This window comes from Vagococcus sp., from assembly GCF_052102835.1.
Taxonomy (GTDB): Bacteria; Bacillota; Bacilli; order Lactobacillales; family Vagococcaceae; genus Vagococcus.
Genome location: NZ_JBQEIL010000006.1, coordinates 108,481 through 124,675 on the forward strand (window position 1 = coordinate 108,481; position 16,195 = coordinate 124,675).

At 34.1% G+C, this 16,195-nt stretch carries 14 protein-coding genes; 2 read left to right on the plus strand and 12 right to left on the minus strand.

Going from position 1 to position 16,195, the window contains the following annotated elements:
• Positions 1 to 30: 30 nt before the first annotated feature.
• The 8 genes from ACTJFD_RS07615 to rhaB all read right to left on the minus strand — a co-directional run bounded on the left by ACTJFD_RS07615 (position 31) and on the right by rhaB (position 10,728).
• Positions 31 to 2,166, minus strand: a complete 2,136-nt coding sequence (locus ACTJFD_RS07615; RefSeq protein WP_442260740.1) for a hydantoinase/oxoprolinase family protein — start codon at positions 2,164 to 2,166, stop codon at positions 31 to 33.
• Positions 2,167 to 2,210: 44 nt separating this feature from the next.
• Positions 2,211 to 3,008 carry a 3-keto-5-aminohexanoate cleavage protein gene (locus ACTJFD_RS07620; RefSeq protein ID WP_442260741.1) on the minus strand — a complete coding sequence of 266 codons (798 nt, stop codon included), beginning with the start codon at positions 3,006 to 3,008 and terminating at the stop codon, positions 2,211 to 2,213.
• Complete coding sequence (locus ACTJFD_RS07625; protein WP_442260742.1) at positions 3,005 to 4,426, minus strand: four-carbon acid sugar kinase family protein; 1,422 nt, start codon at positions 4,424 to 4,426, stop codon at positions 3,005 to 3,007. Before ACTJFD_RS07625 ends, ACTJFD_RS07620 begins: the two co-directional genes overlap by 4 nt.
• A 48-nt stretch (positions 4,427 to 4,474) precedes the next feature.
• A complete protein-coding gene (locus tag ACTJFD_RS07630; RefSeq protein WP_442260743.1) occupies positions 4,475 to 6,433 on the minus strand; it encodes a glycoside hydrolase family 127 protein in 1,959 nt (652 codons plus the stop codon).
• On the minus strand, positions 6,433 to 7,116 hold the full coding sequence (locus ACTJFD_RS07635; protein WP_442260744.1) for an aspartate/glutamate racemase family protein: 684 nt from the start codon (positions 7,114 to 7,116) through the stop codon (positions 6,433 to 6,435). The genes ACTJFD_RS07630 and ACTJFD_RS07635 overlap by 1 nt, the downstream gene beginning before the upstream one ends.
• Before the next feature lie 87 nt (positions 7,117 to 7,203).
• Positions 7,204 to 8,025: a rhamnulose-1-phosphate aldolase gene (gene rhaD / locus ACTJFD_RS07640; RefSeq protein WP_442260745.1), complete on the minus strand. Its 822-nt coding sequence runs from the start codon at positions 8,023 to 8,025 to the stop codon at positions 7,204 to 7,206.
• A gap of 34 nt (positions 8,026 to 8,059) precedes the next feature.
• On the minus strand, positions 8,060 to 9,313 hold the full coding sequence (rhaA, locus tag ACTJFD_RS07645; RefSeq protein ID WP_442260815.1) for an L-rhamnose isomerase: 1,254 nt from the start codon (positions 9,311 to 9,313) through the stop codon (positions 8,060 to 8,062).
• A gap of 5 nt (positions 9,314 to 9,318) precedes the next feature.
• On the minus strand, positions 9,319 to 10,728 hold the full coding sequence (gene rhaB, locus ACTJFD_RS07650; RefSeq protein ID WP_442260746.1) for a rhamnulokinase: 1,410 nt from the start codon (positions 10,726 to 10,728) through the stop codon (positions 9,319 to 9,321).
• A 199-nt stretch (positions 10,729 to 10,927) separates the two neighbouring features.
• Here rhaB and ACTJFD_RS07655 point away from each other — a divergent pair, with 199 nt between their 5' ends.
• Positions 10,928 to 11,788 carry an AraC family transcriptional regulator gene (locus ACTJFD_RS07655; protein WP_442260747.1) on the plus strand — a complete coding sequence of 287 codons (861 nt, stop codon included), beginning with the start codon at positions 10,928 to 10,930 and terminating at the stop codon, positions 11,786 to 11,788.
• Positions 11,789 to 11,869: 81 nt separating this feature from the next.
• Here ACTJFD_RS07655 and ACTJFD_RS07660 read toward each other — a convergent pair whose 3' ends face one another.
• Positions 11,870 to 13,060, minus strand: coding sequence for a coenzyme F420-0:L-glutamate ligase (locus ACTJFD_RS07660; RefSeq protein WP_442260748.1), 1,191 nt, complete (start codon positions 13,058 to 13,060; stop codon positions 11,870 to 11,872).
• A gap of 118 nt (positions 13,061 to 13,178) precedes the next feature.
• Here ACTJFD_RS07660 and ACTJFD_RS07665 point away from each other — a divergent pair, with 118 nt between their 5' ends.
• Entirely contained in the window at positions 13,179 to 14,072 is an 894-nt protein-coding gene (locus tag ACTJFD_RS07665) for a LysR family transcriptional regulator (protein WP_442260749.1), read from the plus strand.
• Positions 14,073 to 14,110: 38 nt separating this feature from the next.
• Here ACTJFD_RS07665 and ccpA read toward each other — a convergent pair whose 3' ends face one another.
• From ccpA to ACTJFD_RS07680, 3 genes are all read right to left on the minus strand, one after another.
• A complete protein-coding gene (gene ccpA, locus ACTJFD_RS07670) occupies positions 14,111 to 15,112 on the minus strand; it encodes a catabolite control protein A (RefSeq protein WP_442260750.1) in 1,002 nt (333 codons plus the stop codon).
• Between the two features lie 208 nt (positions 15,113 to 15,320).
• Positions 15,321 to 15,725, minus strand: a complete 405-nt coding sequence (locus tag ACTJFD_RS07675; RefSeq protein WP_442260751.1) for a YtxH domain-containing protein — start codon at positions 15,723 to 15,725, stop codon at positions 15,321 to 15,323.
• A 15-nt stretch (positions 15,726 to 15,740) separates the two neighbouring features.
• Entirely contained in the window at positions 15,741 to 16,169 is a 429-nt protein-coding gene (locus ACTJFD_RS07680; protein WP_442260752.1) for a DUF948 domain-containing protein, read from the minus strand.
• Positions 16,170 to 16,195 lie beyond the last annotated feature (26 nt).

The following is a 16,195-nucleotide window of genomic DNA, read 5'->3' on the forward strand; positions in this document are numbered from 1 at the left end:
TGGTTAAGCAAACAAACACCTCCCACCCTCTTAGCTATAGGCTACAGCTAAGATTTTTTCATTACTGTCTAATGAACTAATTTTTTCTTCCATGATAGACTTCATTTGTTCAGCCGTCTGCATCCCAGTTAAATCCAACATTTTTTCTCTATAGAATAAAAACATTCTAGGAATCGTTGCATTCGCATCACCAAAAGAAGTATTATCATATAAAAAATCATCAAAAATTTCATTATCATTTTTAAGGAATAATAGATAAGCGGCATTCTGGTTTTTAAATCTAGCAACTCCTTCACTATCTAAAACGGCGACTGGCGTTTGTTTTGATTTAATTAAACCAAAAAACTTCTTCTTAGTGAGTTGTCCACTGAAGACAGACCAGCGTCCAGCTGAAGCTTTGATCGAAACTTCTGAGCAATTTAAAGTTGTTGCGGCTACTTTTTGTAATTCCTCTACTGTTAGTTTTTTCTCACCTAAATTTTTAGATCTTAATTCTGTTGCACCGGTTGCGATTGCTCTTAAGATGCTGTGTTCTGAATCAATTTCTACAGAAACATCCACGGTTTCTTCTAAAGCACCAGACTTTACGATCTTTTCAATAATATCTTGACGTATTTTTCGGATATCTTCTTTAGAAGGATTTCCAATACTTCTTTCTAATGTTTCTCGGACCATAGCTAAAGCAACACCGATAGTTGAAATAAATGGAGCGTTGTTTGAAACTTTCCACTTCATATGCGTTCCATATTTTTCTGCTAACGCAGGAACAAGGATTGGCGCACTTCCACCACCACCGACTAAGACAAGCATATTGGGATCTAAATCATATTCTTCAATTAAATCGTCAACGACTACCTTTAACTTAGTAATAGCTAAATCTAATGCTTGTTTTGCTGCGGCTTCACCACTTTGGTTGACTAATTTACCGACAGCATCCCACGCTATTTTCGAAGTTACTTTGTCACCTTCCGCATAATCTCCTTCTGGAACATAGCCAAGTAAATTAGCAGCTCCACAAAGTGTAGGAGAAAAACGATTTCCCTCTTGATCTTCGACAATAACATAATCCGAAGGGTCTCCTTCTTTCGGAGAAATCAGGTGAGCTGTAGCACTTTTCATGTTTTTTGCTTCATCAAAACATTCGTAAGCAACACCGGCAATATGTGCGCTTCGTGGTCCAACGTCGATAATTTTACCATCCTTGATTTGAGCCATTGTTCCCCCAGCTAAACCAAGTGTACGAACATCCAAAGATTGTAAATATGTTTTGTGCCCGCCTACTTGAGCATATTTAATCATAACTTTACCGTTTTTAATTACTGATATGTCAACACTTGTTCCACCTGTTTCAAAGAAGATACCATCAGTGATTTTTTCATACATTAGCGCTCCTGCTACTCCAGCAGCTAATCCTGAAAGCATGGTTAGAATTGGGCGTTTTCGCACCTCTTCGATGTTCATAACACCACCATCACAGCGCATAATCATAAGTTCAGTACCGATGTTAGTTCCTTTAACAGCTTCTTCTGTCATGTTAGCAGTAACAATCATTTTTGGAATCAGACTGGCATTAATTACAGCTGTTGTCGTCCTCATTTTCAAGCCGTATAATTCTGACATTTCATGTCCAGCCGTAAATAAGAGTTTTCGCTTGTTAGCCACTTTTTCAACCATTAATTCTTCAGAAGGATCATCCACACTAAATGCACCAGAAGCAACAATCACTTCACACTTTTCGTTTGTTAGTTTTGAAATTTCTTCATCAATGACACTTTCAGATAAATTTTTTGAATCAATAAAACTGGTATTCGTTTTAAGATATTTATTTAAAGATAATTCAATATCGCCAATATTCGTTTCTTTTTTACTTGATCTCGCATCGGATCCTGTCCCCATCCCGACGATACCAACTCGAGCCACATCTCCTTCAAGAAGTGCATTCGTTGCTTGGGTTGTTCCGTGAGCGATAAAGACAACATCACTAGGATTGATTTCATTCTCCGTCAAAATATCATTTACTATCTGGATAATTCCTTGCGCTACTCCATCTTTATGAGTTGTCGGTATTTTTTTTACTGAGATAATATCATATGTGGCATTATCAATAGCTACTGCGTCAGTAAACGTCCCTCCAACATCAATTCCAATTCTTACTTTTCTACTCATTTCAAGGGTCCTTTCTGAATAAAATTTTTCCTCGTTTTCATTCATTAGTCATTTATTTTTAAAATTTGCTTCGCCTCTTCGACTGTTGCAACAGAGTAGCCAATCGCGCTTATAATTTGGGTTAATTTTTTGACTAATTCAGCATTTGTGCTAGCTTCAACTTTAGGATTGAGATAAGCACTATCCTCAAAACCTATTCTGACATCTGTTGCTCCTAAAATAATTGCAGCTGTTAGGAACTCCCAATTATCTCGACTATAATGAGTGACTCCCCATAAATCCCCAGCAGGAACAAATGAGCGGAAAGCAATCAGGTTTTCTATTGTTGCATCCATCCCACCTGGATGACCAAAAACTAGATTATACAATTTAGGTTTTTTAAAAGGCACTTCTTTTGCTAGTTTTTCTATCGCTTGAATCATTCCGATATCAAAAACTTCAATTTCTGGATAAATTTCTTTCTCATAAGCTAATTTAGATACATAACGAATATCATCAAATGAGTTAATATAAACATGCTCTCCAAGGTTCGTTGACCCAGCGTTTAAAGAGCAACTTTTTACAATCTCATAGTGAAGAGGACTACATCTCTCTTCAATCGTCATCTCAGAAATACCTCCTGTCGAAGCTTGAACGATGACTTCTTTTTCTTTTGAGATATTTTTAAAACAATCAATCATTTCAATACAGTCTTCCACAAGGTCTCCATCTGAATTTCGACTATGTAAATAACAAATCGAAGCACCATTATCGATTGATTCAACGATATCGTTAGATAAGTGAGCATAATTTATTTTAGTTCCTGCTTTAACTGGTGCTAAGGCAATAATTATTTTTCTCATTTTGAATATCCCTCCAATTTTTCTACCACATCTCTTAATGTATTAGTTGTTCCAACATTACCTGGAAAAATGAGATAAGGCATTTGAGAAAACTTACTCTTTTTATCTGATAACCAAACTGGAATTCCCGCATCTGCTTGTCCTAAAACGAGAGCTTCCTTAATCCCAAGACCTTTAGTTGCGATATCACTAGAGGTAATTCCACCTTTGGATATGATATATTTGGGTTGGCTAACTAAACTTTGAATAATTTTAGTTAAGGCAACTGAAACCTCGACTGACATAGCTAAAACCAGTTCTTTATCGACTGATTTTGGAATAAGCAGGTCTCGACTTGTATAAATCACAACACTCTTACCATTACGAATTTGTTTTTCTACTACTTTATTTACTCGTGAAATTTCATCATCGTATGTTTTTTTTTCTAAATAACTAGCGACATTAAATTCAATAAATGTTAAATCAAGAGTAGACTCTTTTAATTGATTCAATTGCAAAGTTGATAATTTTACATGAGAGCCAACAATTATCAAACCGCCATTAATATTATCTTTAGCAATGATAGCTTCTTTAGGTAAATAGTCAATGGTTGATATATCAGCGAGTACTTTAGGTAAACTAGCTGCAGTTCTAAAAATAAATTTTTTACCTTTTTCGATAGCACCTAACAAAGCAATCACAAAAACTCTTAACTCTTCATAATTTGTAGCATTAACAACTACTTTTTGAAATTTATGGCAAGTCATTAATTTTTTTTCAATTAAAGCAACTTGCTTATGTCTTAAATCGTCAATTGAAATTGAAAGAATATCCGTTTTTTCAATTGTTTGTTGACTTTTTTCTACGATATAGTCAATCAAGTTTGATGAAATAAAACCAAAAGTTTGATCTTTGGCAAACTCAGTTTCTCCAACAGGGATACTTTGATTTTCTTTTTTTAGATAGTGAACATTATCAAGCGTGTATCTTCCCCCTTCGAAAAAGGAGAAACAAAGAATTTCACCATCGATGGTTGTGAACATCTCTTTTTCAAGTGTTTCTTTTAAAACTTCTGTTTCAAGTGGATAATGCCCTCTTAAAGTTGAATCACCTCTAGAAATTATTGTAAATGAAATTCCTAATTCCAGTGAAACTTCCGCGATTGTCTTGGCAATCTCTTGATGTACATTTTTGGTTTTTTCTTCAGAAAAACTTCTAGAATTGGTTAAAATATAAAACATTTTGTCTTCCTTTTTAAAAGCTTCGTAGAGGCTGTCTTTCGTCCAATCAGTGTAAACCACTACATCATGTACAGTTTGAGTTCCAGTTGGATCGTCATCGAGAACGATAATCTTACCATTAAACGCTGCTGCTTTTTCATGATAAAGATCATCAATTTCACTTTGGTTTAAACTATTTATCTCATTATTTCCATCCATCTTAATCGATTGCTCCTCTCACAAAAATTACTTTCCTCGTTGTTTAGATTATCTGTATAATACTGGCATCCATATCTTCATTTCACCATATCCGCGATTATCCCAAGCAAAGTAAGGAACAAGTCTTACCTCAGTTTTTTTCAATTCAACTTGATTTAAAGTTTGATATAACTGTTTTCCATCATAATGTTCCATTTCTTTATGTAACATTGTTCCTTTTAAAGCCATCATTTTACTACCACAAAGTTCGTACGGTTCTGTTGAAAATTCAGTAGTTGCATCTACTAAGCAGTTGTCTAGTGTTTCAAGAGAGCAATCTGGAGTTTCCATACAATAAACTAAAGGACCTCTTTCAATAGCTACTTGATTTGTATTTTCTTCAACATAAGGATGAGCAATTGTGTAGCGAACCGGCATATCAAAAACAACTTCAATTTTTCCTTCACTATCACTTTCTGAAATAGTCACAGAATGATATGTTCCTGACATTTTTCCATCTATTTTTTGTTGCTCATTGTTAATGGTTATTGACCCTTTTTGTACCCAATTAGGAATTCGAAGATTTATGTTAAAAGGAGCAGTTCCACTAATTCGTGTCACTTTTAAAGCAATTTTCCCTGAAAATGGATAATCTGTCACTTGTTCAATGCTAAATTTCGCACCGTTATCTAAACTGATTTCGCCTTTATTACCACCATATAAACCAATCCAAACAGTATCGTCTGAAACAGTATACGCGTATTCAAAGGCTTCAGCTAAAACTCTAGCTAGATTAGGAGGACAACAAAAACTTGAAATATAACTTTCACGAGTGAGCGGCCAAATTAAATCGTAATCTAATTTTTTTGTTCGTCGTAACATATTTTCATAAAAAAACTTATCGCCGTTTAAATTCATAGCTGCTAAGTTTGTATTTAACATTGTTTTTTCAATGATATCGAAATATTCTGCTTTTGGTTCAATTTGGAACATTCTGTATGCCCACATGACGTTACCAATTGCTGCACATGTTTCGTTGTAAGCTGTTACATTTGGTAGCTGATATTCATAGCCGTACGCCTGATGCACCATGCCATCCTCAAAGAAATTACCATATGGAGACGTTCCATTGTATAAAGCGCCACAGCCACCAGTAATGTAGATTTTTTTATCAATTAAATTGCGCCAAACTCGATCTAACATCTCTTTGTATTCAGCATCTCCCTGTTCTAAATACAAATCAGAAACACCAGCATAGAGATAATTCGCTCGTACCGCATGACCTATGATTTTTTTATGTTCCTTCAACGGTAAGCGATCTTGATTATCATCTGTCCCATTAGTAACTAGGTCTCTTAATTCGATGGCAAGCTTAGCTAAATTTAAATATTTCTCATTATTTGTTGTTCGATACAATTCTACTAATCCCATATAATGTGAAGGACATACCGCTGTTTGAACTTCACCCGTTCTTTGATTTTCTTCATACATTTTATCTAAATAAAGAGCTGCTTTTTCAGCAATATCTAAAAAATTAGTTTTACCTGTGATTCGATTGTGAAGGCAAGCAACTGTAAATAGGTGCCCAAAATTATAAACTTCAAAATCATTAATATCGTTAAAACGTTTAATTCCGTTATCTTGACGTTCACCAATAATTTGTTTCGTTGAAATATAACCGTCTTCAAGTTGACATCGTCCCACTAAATCAATATAGTCATCAATTTCAATAAAAGCAGCCTGATTATCTGTCTTTGCTGCATTGTAGAGAAATGCTTCTAACCACTTATAAAAATCACCATCTCCAAAGTCAGTTCCACCAAACTCACCCTCATGATCGCCAGAACAAACTTTAAAATTTTCAACCACATGACTAATTTCGGATGATTCAAATAATTCTTGTATATGAGAAATTGTATTTTGCGACGTTTTTTCCACATCTGCCCATAGTCCGTCAGTCCAAGAAATACTATCCCAACTTAACGGGTGTACTTTTGCAAAAGCTGATTTTTTTGTGTTTGTTAACATTATTGATCCTCCATTTTTCCAATGTTGATGAGTGCTCTTTTTAAATCTTGCGCTCCTAATTTAGGGCTGGATAATGTTTTTATTCCGAGTTGTTCCTCTAAATATGCCTCACTAAAGGCCATTGAACCTTGGCACAAAACAAAAAGGTCAACCTCTTCTTTAATTTCTTCAGCCTTGGATAAAATCATTCTTTTAAATTCTGTTTGATCGATGCCAAAAGCACCATCAATTAAGCCTTCAACAAGAACTGGATAGTTTCCCATCTCGCGCGCTACTTTTATAATAGTAGACTTAGTAGGAGCTAAGGTCGTAGGTAAAGTAGCTAAGACACCAATTCTGTTTTCTTTTCTAGCAGCTTCTCGACACATTTCTTCATCAATTCTGACAATGGGAACACCTATATATTTTGATAAATCTTGAACACTATCGACGACTTCTCCAACAGAAGAACAGAGATTTAAGATTGCATCTGCACCATCAGCAACCGCTTTCAAAAACATGTTAACCAATCGAGTTGCTGCTTGTGTTGTGACTAAACCATTTTCTCTAACTTCTGCTAATATCGATGGGTCTTGATAGCTTAAAAGAATAGCTTCAGGTCCAAGTTCCTCTTTTACATATTTTTCAACCAATTCAATTAATTCAGGTGTGGTACTCGTATAAACTAATCCTACTTTAACCAATTTGTAAAACTCCTTTTCTATGCTACTTTATTTTATAATTTACTAACTATTTGATTTTTGATAACCAAACAGCTAGTAAATAAATGATTATTTTAAGTACCCCTCTCGCGGTACCACGTTAAAGCCTCGTGCTAAGCTAACTAATTGTTCATCCGTAATCGTCTGCTTAACTCCTCCTTGTGCCATAACATAAGTATAAACTTGAGCTGCTTTTTCAGCAGTTTCTATCAATCCAAATGCTTCATCCATATCTTTTCCGGCACCATAAATACCGTGATGTGGCCAAACAACTAAACGAAATTCTTTCATTTTTTCAGCAGTTGCTTCCCCAATTTCATTTGTTCCTGGAACAATCCAAGGGACAATTCCAACACCTTCAGGAAATACAACTAAACATTCGGTACACATTTGCCATAGCGTTCTCGTAAATGCTCGCTCTGTTAGTTCATGTGTGAAAGTCATTGCCAATAAATGAGTGGCATGATTATGCATCACAATCCGATTTTCTGGATCTACTTTTAAACGTTCAATATGACTCATGAAGTGAGCCGGCAATTCGCTAGTAGGTAAGCCTCCATCAGTAAATCCCCAGAGTAACTCTAACGTTTGACCATCTTCTTTAATTCGCACAATCCCTAAACCTTCATCAGGGTTTTTGCTTATATTTTTGAAATATTTACCAGATCCAGTTACGATGAAATAGCGACCTGCTAATTCTTTTCCATTAAAATTCATCGGTATTTGGCGGATGACCGTTTTAGTATCTATAAAAGGTAAAACATCTGCTTCCTGTAATAAGTAAGAAATATTTCCTCCATTTCGTTCATCCCAACCTAAACGATATAAGTTAGACGTTGTTTCTATCATTTCCTGAACAAAAGGGGCGTGTAATAAATCGATTTTTTTCATTTTTTTCTCCTTTGTTGATAATCAAAAATTATCGTTAACGTTTTGATAATACTTCATCCTCATATTGTTTAACTTCTTTCAACCAATCCATTCCAACTGGCACATTTTTGATTTGACAATAATAATTCCAAACATCAGCAAATGGAAAGTCTTTAAGTTCTTCAACAAAAGCTAAACGAGTCGTATAATCGCCATCAAGTTCAATTTTTTTCAATTCTTGAATAGGTTCTAACATTGCTTTCAGAAGAGCTTTTTGAGTATTACGTGTACCAATAACCCAAGCAGCGACACGATTAATCGTAGCATCAAAGAAATCCAAGCCAATATAAGTTCGTTCTAACAAATCATTTCGAACTAACTCTTGAGCAATTTCCATTAACTCATCATCCATAATCACGACATGATCACTGTCCCAACGTACCGGACGGCTGACATGAAGTAAGATATCATTACCAAACAATGATAATGAAGATAATTTATTACTAACAACTTCTGTTGGATGATAGTGTCCAGCATCCATACAAATCACTTTATCTCGTGTTAAACCATATCCCATATAAAATTCATGAGAACCTACTGTATAAGATTCAACACCGATACCAAATAATTTACTCTCAATTGCATCTAATGTATAGGCTTTATTCATTTTTTCGCTAAAAATTTCATCTAAAGACTCCATTAATCTTTTGCGAGGGGCTAAGCGATCAATTGGATTATCTTTAAATCCATCTGGAACCCAAAAGTTATTAATACTTGTTTGTCCTAATTCTTGACCAAAATAAGCGGCGACACGACGAGTGCGCTTACCATGTTCAATCCAAAACTCACGTACACTATCATCTGCTGAGGATAATGTAAAGCCATCTTTTAACATTGGATGAGAAAAGAAGGTCGGATTAAAATCAATCCCTAAACCTAATTTCTTAGCCCATTGTACCCATTTTTCATAATGTCGAGGTTCAATCTCATCTAAGTTGACAGCTTCGTCTGTATCTAAATAAATAGCATGTAAGTTCAACTTGTGTTTACCAGGAATTAAAGAATATGCTTTTTCTAAGTCTTGCCTTAACTCATCTGGAGTGCGAGCAGCGCCTGGATAATCACCTGTTACTGAAATACCACCCGTTAATTCACCATCAGGGTTTAAAAAACCTTTAATATCATCTCCCTGCCAACATTGCATTGAAATTTTAACTTGATCAATGGCTTTTAGTACTTTATCGGTATCAACACCAATACTTTGATATTTTTCTTTTGCTAATAAATACTTTTCTGTGATAATCGTCACTATTTTCATTCCTCTCTCTTTGGATAAAACGTTTTCATTTCAAAAGAATATCTTATTAATTTCCTTGCGTTTTCTAGATTATCTAACTCCCCCGTTGTTAACATCTGCATAATGATATTCCCAATTGCGGTTGCTTCTGAGGGTCCTGCTTCAATCTCAACTCCAGTTTCATCAGCAGTTAACTGATTTAAGATATTAGCATTAGAGCCACCACCAACAATATGTAATTTCTTTATCGGTCTTGTTAAAGCCTCTAAGTTTGCTAATTCTTTTTTATAACAAACAGCTAAGTTGTGATAAATCGTGATAGCAAGTTGGGCGGTGGTGATTGGCACAGTTAATCTATTTCTTTGACAGTAGCTTTGAATAGCTTCAATCATATTTTCCGGGTTCAAGAAATCGTTATCATTAACATCCAATAAAGGAATATTAAATTTACCGCTCTCTTGCTCAGCTAACCTAGCTAGTTCTTTAAAAGTATACTGATTATCTTTCAATCTAGAAACCTCTTGAATTAACCAAAGTCCCATAATGTTTTTCAAGAAGCGGGTCGTTGCAAATGCACCAGCTTCATTTGAGTAGTTGGATTTCAACGCTTGTGAATTGACGACTGGTTGTGCTAACTCTGTTCCTAACAAAGACCAAGTACCACTACTAATAAAAGCCCAATCTTCATCGACAGCAGGCGTTCCAACAATCGCTGAGGCTGTATCATGACTTGCTACTGTAATTATTGTTGCTTCTGGTAAATCAAATTCAGGAAATCGGTTGCGATTTAACTCCCCTAATCTCGTTCCTGCCTCAACAATATCTGGAAATTGATGAGAGGATAAGCCGATTAAATTTAATAATTCTGGATCTAATTCCCCAGTTTGAATGTTTAAGAGTTGGGTTGTTGAAGCATTCGTTCTTTCAAGGACTGCTTTTCCTGTTAAGACATAACCAATGTAATCAGGAATTAAAAGTATTTTTTTCGTTGCTTTTAATAACTTTTTATCTTCCACAAATAGTTGAAATAAAGTATTGAAGGGTTGAATTTGAATTCCGGTTTTTTTATATAAGTCATCCAGTGGTACCCACTTTGAAAGTTTCTCTACAGCATGATTTGTCCGACTATCACGATAAGAAATTGGTTGACTAAGTCGTTGTCCATCCTCACCAATCAAGCAATAATCAACTCCCCATGTATCAATCCCAATCTGGCAACTCTCCACCCCTGATTTTTTTAATTTTTGCAAACCTTTGAGTATTTCTTGGATTAATTGATCAATATCCCAATATCTAAGGTCTCCCTCTTGATAATAACCATTTTTAAATCGATGGATTTCATCTAGTGTTAGCTGTCCGTCTTCTAAACGGCTTTTCATTAACCGTCCACTAGAAGCACCAATATCAACTGCTATGTAAGTTTTCACTATTTTTTCCTCTCCATTCAAAATCACATAACAAATAAATGACACATATTAGTATCGATTAACTCGTATTCGTTTTTTGATTGTAATCAACTTATAAATCAATTATAATCGGTAGTGTAAGAAAATACAGCTACAAATATTGGTAAAAAAATGCACATTCTTGGTAGTTTAAAAAAACTATATTTTAAAGGAGTATATAATGAACGATTTTTGGCAAAAAGCAAATAAGTCTTGGACTAGTGATTCTACTCGCTATATCTTGACTCCTTCAAAGAAAAATCAAGATATGTTTTATTTCATTCAAGAAATCGGACATTTCAAAGCATTAAAACCTTATTATACTGAACGAGAACACCTTACCTCTTATTTGATGAAGTATACATTGAGCGGGAAAGGAAGATTAATCTATCAAGGAAAAGAATATTTGCTTGAAAAAGGGGACATCTTCCTTATTGATTGTCAAAACTATCAGTATTACGAAACAATAAGTGATGAACCATGGGAAATGGTATGGCTTCACTTTTATGGCGGCAGTTCGGCTCTATTTTATCAAGAATATTTAAAAAATGGTGAACAAACTTTTACAACAGAGACCAAAAGAATAGGTCAAATTATGGAAAATTTATTAAATTTACAAGAGCACCGCAATGCACGAACTGCTTTCACCTGCTCCCTAATTATTCATGATTTATTAAATGAGCTAGTTATTCAAAAAAATCTTTTAGATTTTTCTGATACCGATGTTCCACCTTATATTTTTGAGTTACAAAATTTCCTAGATAATCATTTTAAAGAAAATATTAATTTGGAAGATTTAGAAAAAAAGTTTTTGGTTAATAAATATCAATTAAATAAAGAATTTTCTAAATATATTGGAGCGCCTCCCATTGAATACTTAATAGCTCAACGAATAAATTTAGCTAAAGAATTATTGCTTTATACAACTAAACCAATCAAACAGATTGCAATGGAGATTGGTATTGATAATGTGACTTATTTTTCAAGATTATTTAAAATAAAGACAGGTGTTACTCCTAATACTTATCGAAAAAACGGATAATCTAAAAAAAGATCGTATCAATCAATTGAAACTTTTTTAGTCTCGTTGATTGATACGATCTTTTATAATATTTTTTAAAAATTATTTTGTAAAGTTATCAAAGTAACCTTGTATGTAAACAATAGGAGTTCCTTTATCGCCACTACCTGAAGTTAAATCAGCTAGAGAACCGATTAAATCAGTTAAGCGACGCGGTGTTGTTCCTTGTGCTTCCATTTGGCCAGTCAAATCAGCCTCTTTTTCATCAATATGTTTCTTAATTGCGGTTTCAAGTTCAGCTCCACGTAAATCAGAAAAGTTATTATCAGCTAAATATTTTAATTTAACCTCATTAGGAGTGCCGTCTAAGCCTTCTGTAAAAGCCGGTGAAACAACTGGATCAGCAAGTTCCCATATTTTTCCAACTGGATCTTTGAAAGCACCATCGCCATAGACCATGACTTCTACATTTTTACCTGTTTTTTCTTTCATCATTTCTTGAATTTTATCAACAACAGGTTGACAGTCACGTGGAAAGAGTTTAACAGCATTTTCTGTTGATTTATTTGATCCTAATAAACCATATTGTTTATTAAAACCACTTCCATCGATTGATTCTGCTAAAATATCATCCAAAGTATAAACTTTTTCAGCTCCATTTTCTTCCAAGATACGTTTTGTTCTAAAACGTGTATGAATATCACAAGTTAAAACATATTTTGTATAATCTAAAATCGTTTTTGGCTTTTGTGAGAAAACTACTTCACATTCCGCTCCTTCTGATGCGATTAATTCTTTGTAATATTCAATATAATCAACACCAGTGAAAGTGTGTTTGTTATAGCCAAAATATTCTCTAAATTTTTCTTCGGTTAAAACATCAGTCCAAGGATTAATTCCTTTTTCATCCAATTCATCCAAAGAAATTAAATGATTGCCAACTTCATCCGCTGGGTAACTTAACATTAAAACAATTTTTTTAGCTCCTCGAGCAATTCCTCGTAAGCAATTTGAAAATCGATTCCGACTAAGAATCGGAAAAATCACTCCCACTGTTTCATTTTCAAATTTTTGTTTGATATCTTTAGCGATTTGGTCAATACTGGCATAATTACCTTGTGCTCGAGCTACGATTGATTCTGTAATAGCAATGATATCTTTATCTCGCACATCATAATTCTCGCTTGCTGAAGAAGTTAAGACACTTTCTACAACGATTGACTCGATGTTGTCTCCTTCATTAATAATAGGGCAACGTAAACCTCTAGTGACTGTTCCTACTGTTCTTTCCACAAATAATCGCTCCTTAGGCTTTAAAGCCATCTATTAATTATCGTACTCTTGTATAATACCTTTTTTTGTGATATAAGTAAAATTAATATACTATATAACTGTCATAAGGAGAACTTATATGATAACTAAATTAGACTCATATCGCGTATTCAATGCTGTTGCTGAACATCAAAGCTTTTCAAAAGCCGCTAAATCACTCCATTTATCGCAACCAAGTGTCAGTCAGTCAATCTCACAATTAGAAGGAGAACTCAAAGCCATTCTTTTTAACCGCACCTCAAGAGGAGCTAATTTAACTGAAGAAGGAAAACTACTTTATGAATATACATTACCTGCATTAAACTTATTAAATAATGCGGAAAAAAAATTAACCGATATCCAAAATTTAGCAGCGGGACAAATTACCTTAGGGGTCGCAGATACATTATCTCGCTATTTCCTATTACCTTATTTAGAAACATTTCACGAATCATACCCTGAAATTCATTTTAAAATTTTAAACGGGACAACTTTGGAATTGTGTCAGCTATTAAAATCTGGAAAAATCGATTTAGCCATCTGTAATTTTCCAGTTGAAGATCCACAGTTAGAATTAATCACTTGTCAAAGCATTCAAGATATCTTTGTTTGTGGACCTGAATTTTTTAAAAAATTACCTAATAAATTAAACATTCAAAAATTAACAAATTATCCTCTAATTATTCTGGATGACAAATCAAATTCACGTCAGTTTTTGGATCAATTTTTACAAAAACAAAACATCAATGTTACCCCTGAATTTGAATTAGGTTCACATGAACTCTTATTAGAGTTTGCCAAAATTAATTTGGGGATTGCTTGTGTGACTAAAGAATTTTCATTGAATTACCTAAATAGTGGCTTGGTTCAAGAAATAAAATTTACTCCTCCTATTCCTAAACGTTCCTTAGGTATTATTTATTTGAAAAATGTTGCTCTCTCACCGGCATCGCAAAAATTAATTGAAACACTAATTGAAGGTATCGATTTATAAAAAAACCTAGTACTTTTAAAAGTACTAGGTTTATCTTTTTATCTTGTTGAGTCTTTTTTTATTAAACCATAAGGTAAAATAATTGATTTATCTTCAATATCTTCTTTGTTCATTAGTTTAGTTAAAAGACGCATCGCAACTGCTCCAATGTCATAAAGAGGTTGTGAAATACTTGTAATTCTTGGGCGAGAAATTTCAGTATATAATGAATTATTACTGGTAATAATTTCAAAATCTTCTGGTACTTTTACACCATTATCTGTTAAAGCATTTAGAAGCCCTACTGCTAACTCATCATCAGCAACGACAGCAGCTGTTGCACCACTATTAACAATACGTTCATAAAGCGCTAAACCTGATTTATAACTATAATCAGATTCAAAAACGAGCCCTTCATTGAAGGTTAAGTTTCCAGTAGCTAATGCTTGTTTGTAGCCAGTTAATCGACTGATACCATTAATAGGATCTATCAATGCTCCAGAAATAAAAGCAATTTTTTCGTTTCCGCTATCAATTAATGCTTTTGTAGCATCTTTTGTAGCTTCTAAGTAATCAATATTAACTGAACCTACTTGGTTATCAGGGTCAATCGAACCAGCTAAAACAACAGGTGTCTTAGATCTTGAAAACTCTCCACGAACTTCTTCAGTTAAATGATGCCCCATGAAAATAACACCATCCACTTGTTTTGCTAGTAAAGTGTTTAATACGCTGACTTCTTTTTTGTCATCACCATCAGAGTTAGCTAAAATGATATTATATTTGTACATTGTTGCAACATCGTCAATTCCTCGAGCTAATGATGAAAAGTAAGTATTAGAAACGTCAGGGATAATAACACCGACAGTTGTCGTTCTTTTACTTGCTAAACCTCTAGCTACTGCATTTGGACGATAATCTAAACGTTCGATAACTTCTAATACTTTCTTTCTCGTTGCAGGCTTAACATTTGGGTTACCATTAACCACACGAGAAACAGTTGCCATCGATACCGATGCTTCACGCGCCACATCGTAAATCGTAATTGTTTGTTTTTCCATAATTGTTTCTCCTTCTATTTTCCCATTGAACTTTTAAAAATGTATATAAGTTCAAGGTTTATCGTTATGATAATATCAAACTTACTCCAATTATGCAAGCGTTTTATCGACCTTTTCATGAAAATTATATTTTATTTTCATATTTAAAAATAAAAAAGCCTTTTAATCGACACAATTATAGAATACGATCAAAAGGCTTCTTATTTAATTAAATTTTTTCAACTTCGATAACTTCGGTTAAATCATGAGTAACATCGCTTGTTCCTAACTGAATCACTTCTTCAGGCTTTTCAATTAAAGGCTTTGTTGTTGCTTCAAAATCTTTTGATACTGTGTTTGCACGTTCTTTAAATTGTTCCAGTGCTTCTTGAGAAGTCAATTTTGCTTGGTCAACACGTTGATGAAGCGTTTCGCCTACCCATTCGTATTCTTCCGATTTTCTTTTGGCTAAATCTTTGTACTCCGTTGCTTTGCCGTCAGAAAGACTATCTAGTTGTTCTAATAATTCTACGCGCATTTCTTTTCCACTTTTAGGTGATAGTAACAATGCCGCACCAGCTGCAGCCGCACCACCAATAATAGCTCCTAAAATGAAACCTGTTTTTTTTCCCATCCTAACTCCTCCACTCTACTTTTGTTTTTTAAATAAATGACTCGCTGTTTGCGCAGCTTTACCAACTAAACTAGCTGTCGCGACTTTTTTACTTGCATCGCTAACTTTAATTATTGCTTCTTTACTAGATGTATTGAGTTCTGATAAACTAATACTTAAGTCTGCGATTGCTTCAAATAATGGATCAATGGTTTCCACTTTTTGATTAACATCTGCTAATAAATCATTGGCATTCCCCATAAGCGTTTCAGACTGTTTTAACAAAACATCGACATCTTTTGTTAAAATCGTAACGGTTTGATTCGTTTGATCCAAAATTTTGTTGACCTTCAGTGTTGTTTTACTAATGTGTTGATTCACTTGTACAAGGAAAAACACCAAAACGATTACTAAAACAACAAAGGCGATTGCTGCAATGATTGCTGCTAACTCTAATCCTGACATGACAGAATGCCTCCTTATGTTTAATT

What these genes read in the sequence shown, in the direction of transcription:
- ACTJFD_RS07655 (WP_442260747.1), top strand. Translation starts at nt 10,928, where the DNA reads ATGAACGATTTTTGGCAAAAAGCAAATAAGTCTTGGACTAGTGATTCT.
- ACTJFD_RS07630 (WP_442260743.1), bottom strand. Translation starts at nt 6,433, where the DNA reads ATGTTAACAAACACAAAAAAATCAGCTTTTGCAAAAGTACACCCGTTA.
- ACTJFD_RS07625 (WP_442260742.1), bottom strand. Translation starts at nt 4,426, where the DNA reads ATGGATGGAAATAATGAGATAAATAGTTTAAACCAAAGTGAAATTGAT.
- rhaD (WP_442260745.1), bottom strand. Translation starts at nt 8,025, where the DNA reads ATGAAAAAAATCGATTTATTACACGCCCCTTTTGTTCAGGAAATGATA.
- ACTJFD_RS07615 (WP_442260740.1), bottom strand. Translation starts at nt 2,166, where the DNA reads ATGAGTAGAAAAGTAAGAATTGGAATTGATGTTGGAGGGACGTTTACT.
- ACTJFD_RS07620 (WP_442260741.1), bottom strand. Translation starts at nt 3,008, where the DNA reads ATGAGAAAAATAATTATTGCCTTAGCACCAGTTAAAGCAGGAACTAAA.
- ccpA (WP_442260750.1), bottom strand. Translation starts at nt 15,112, where the DNA reads ATGGAAAAACAAACAATTACGATTTACGATGTGGCGCGTGAAGCATCG.
- ACTJFD_RS07675 (WP_442260751.1), bottom strand. Translation starts at nt 15,725, where the DNA reads ATGGGAAAAAAAACAGGTTTCATTTTAGGAGCTATTATTGGTGGTGCG.
- ACTJFD_RS07665 (WP_442260749.1), top strand. Translation starts at nt 13,179, where the DNA reads ATGATAACTAAATTAGACTCATATCGCGTATTCAATGCTGTTGCTGAA.
- ACTJFD_RS07680 (WP_442260752.1), bottom strand. Translation starts at nt 16,169, where the DNA reads ATGTCAGGATTAGAGTTAGCAGCAATCATTGCAGCAATCGCCTTTGTT.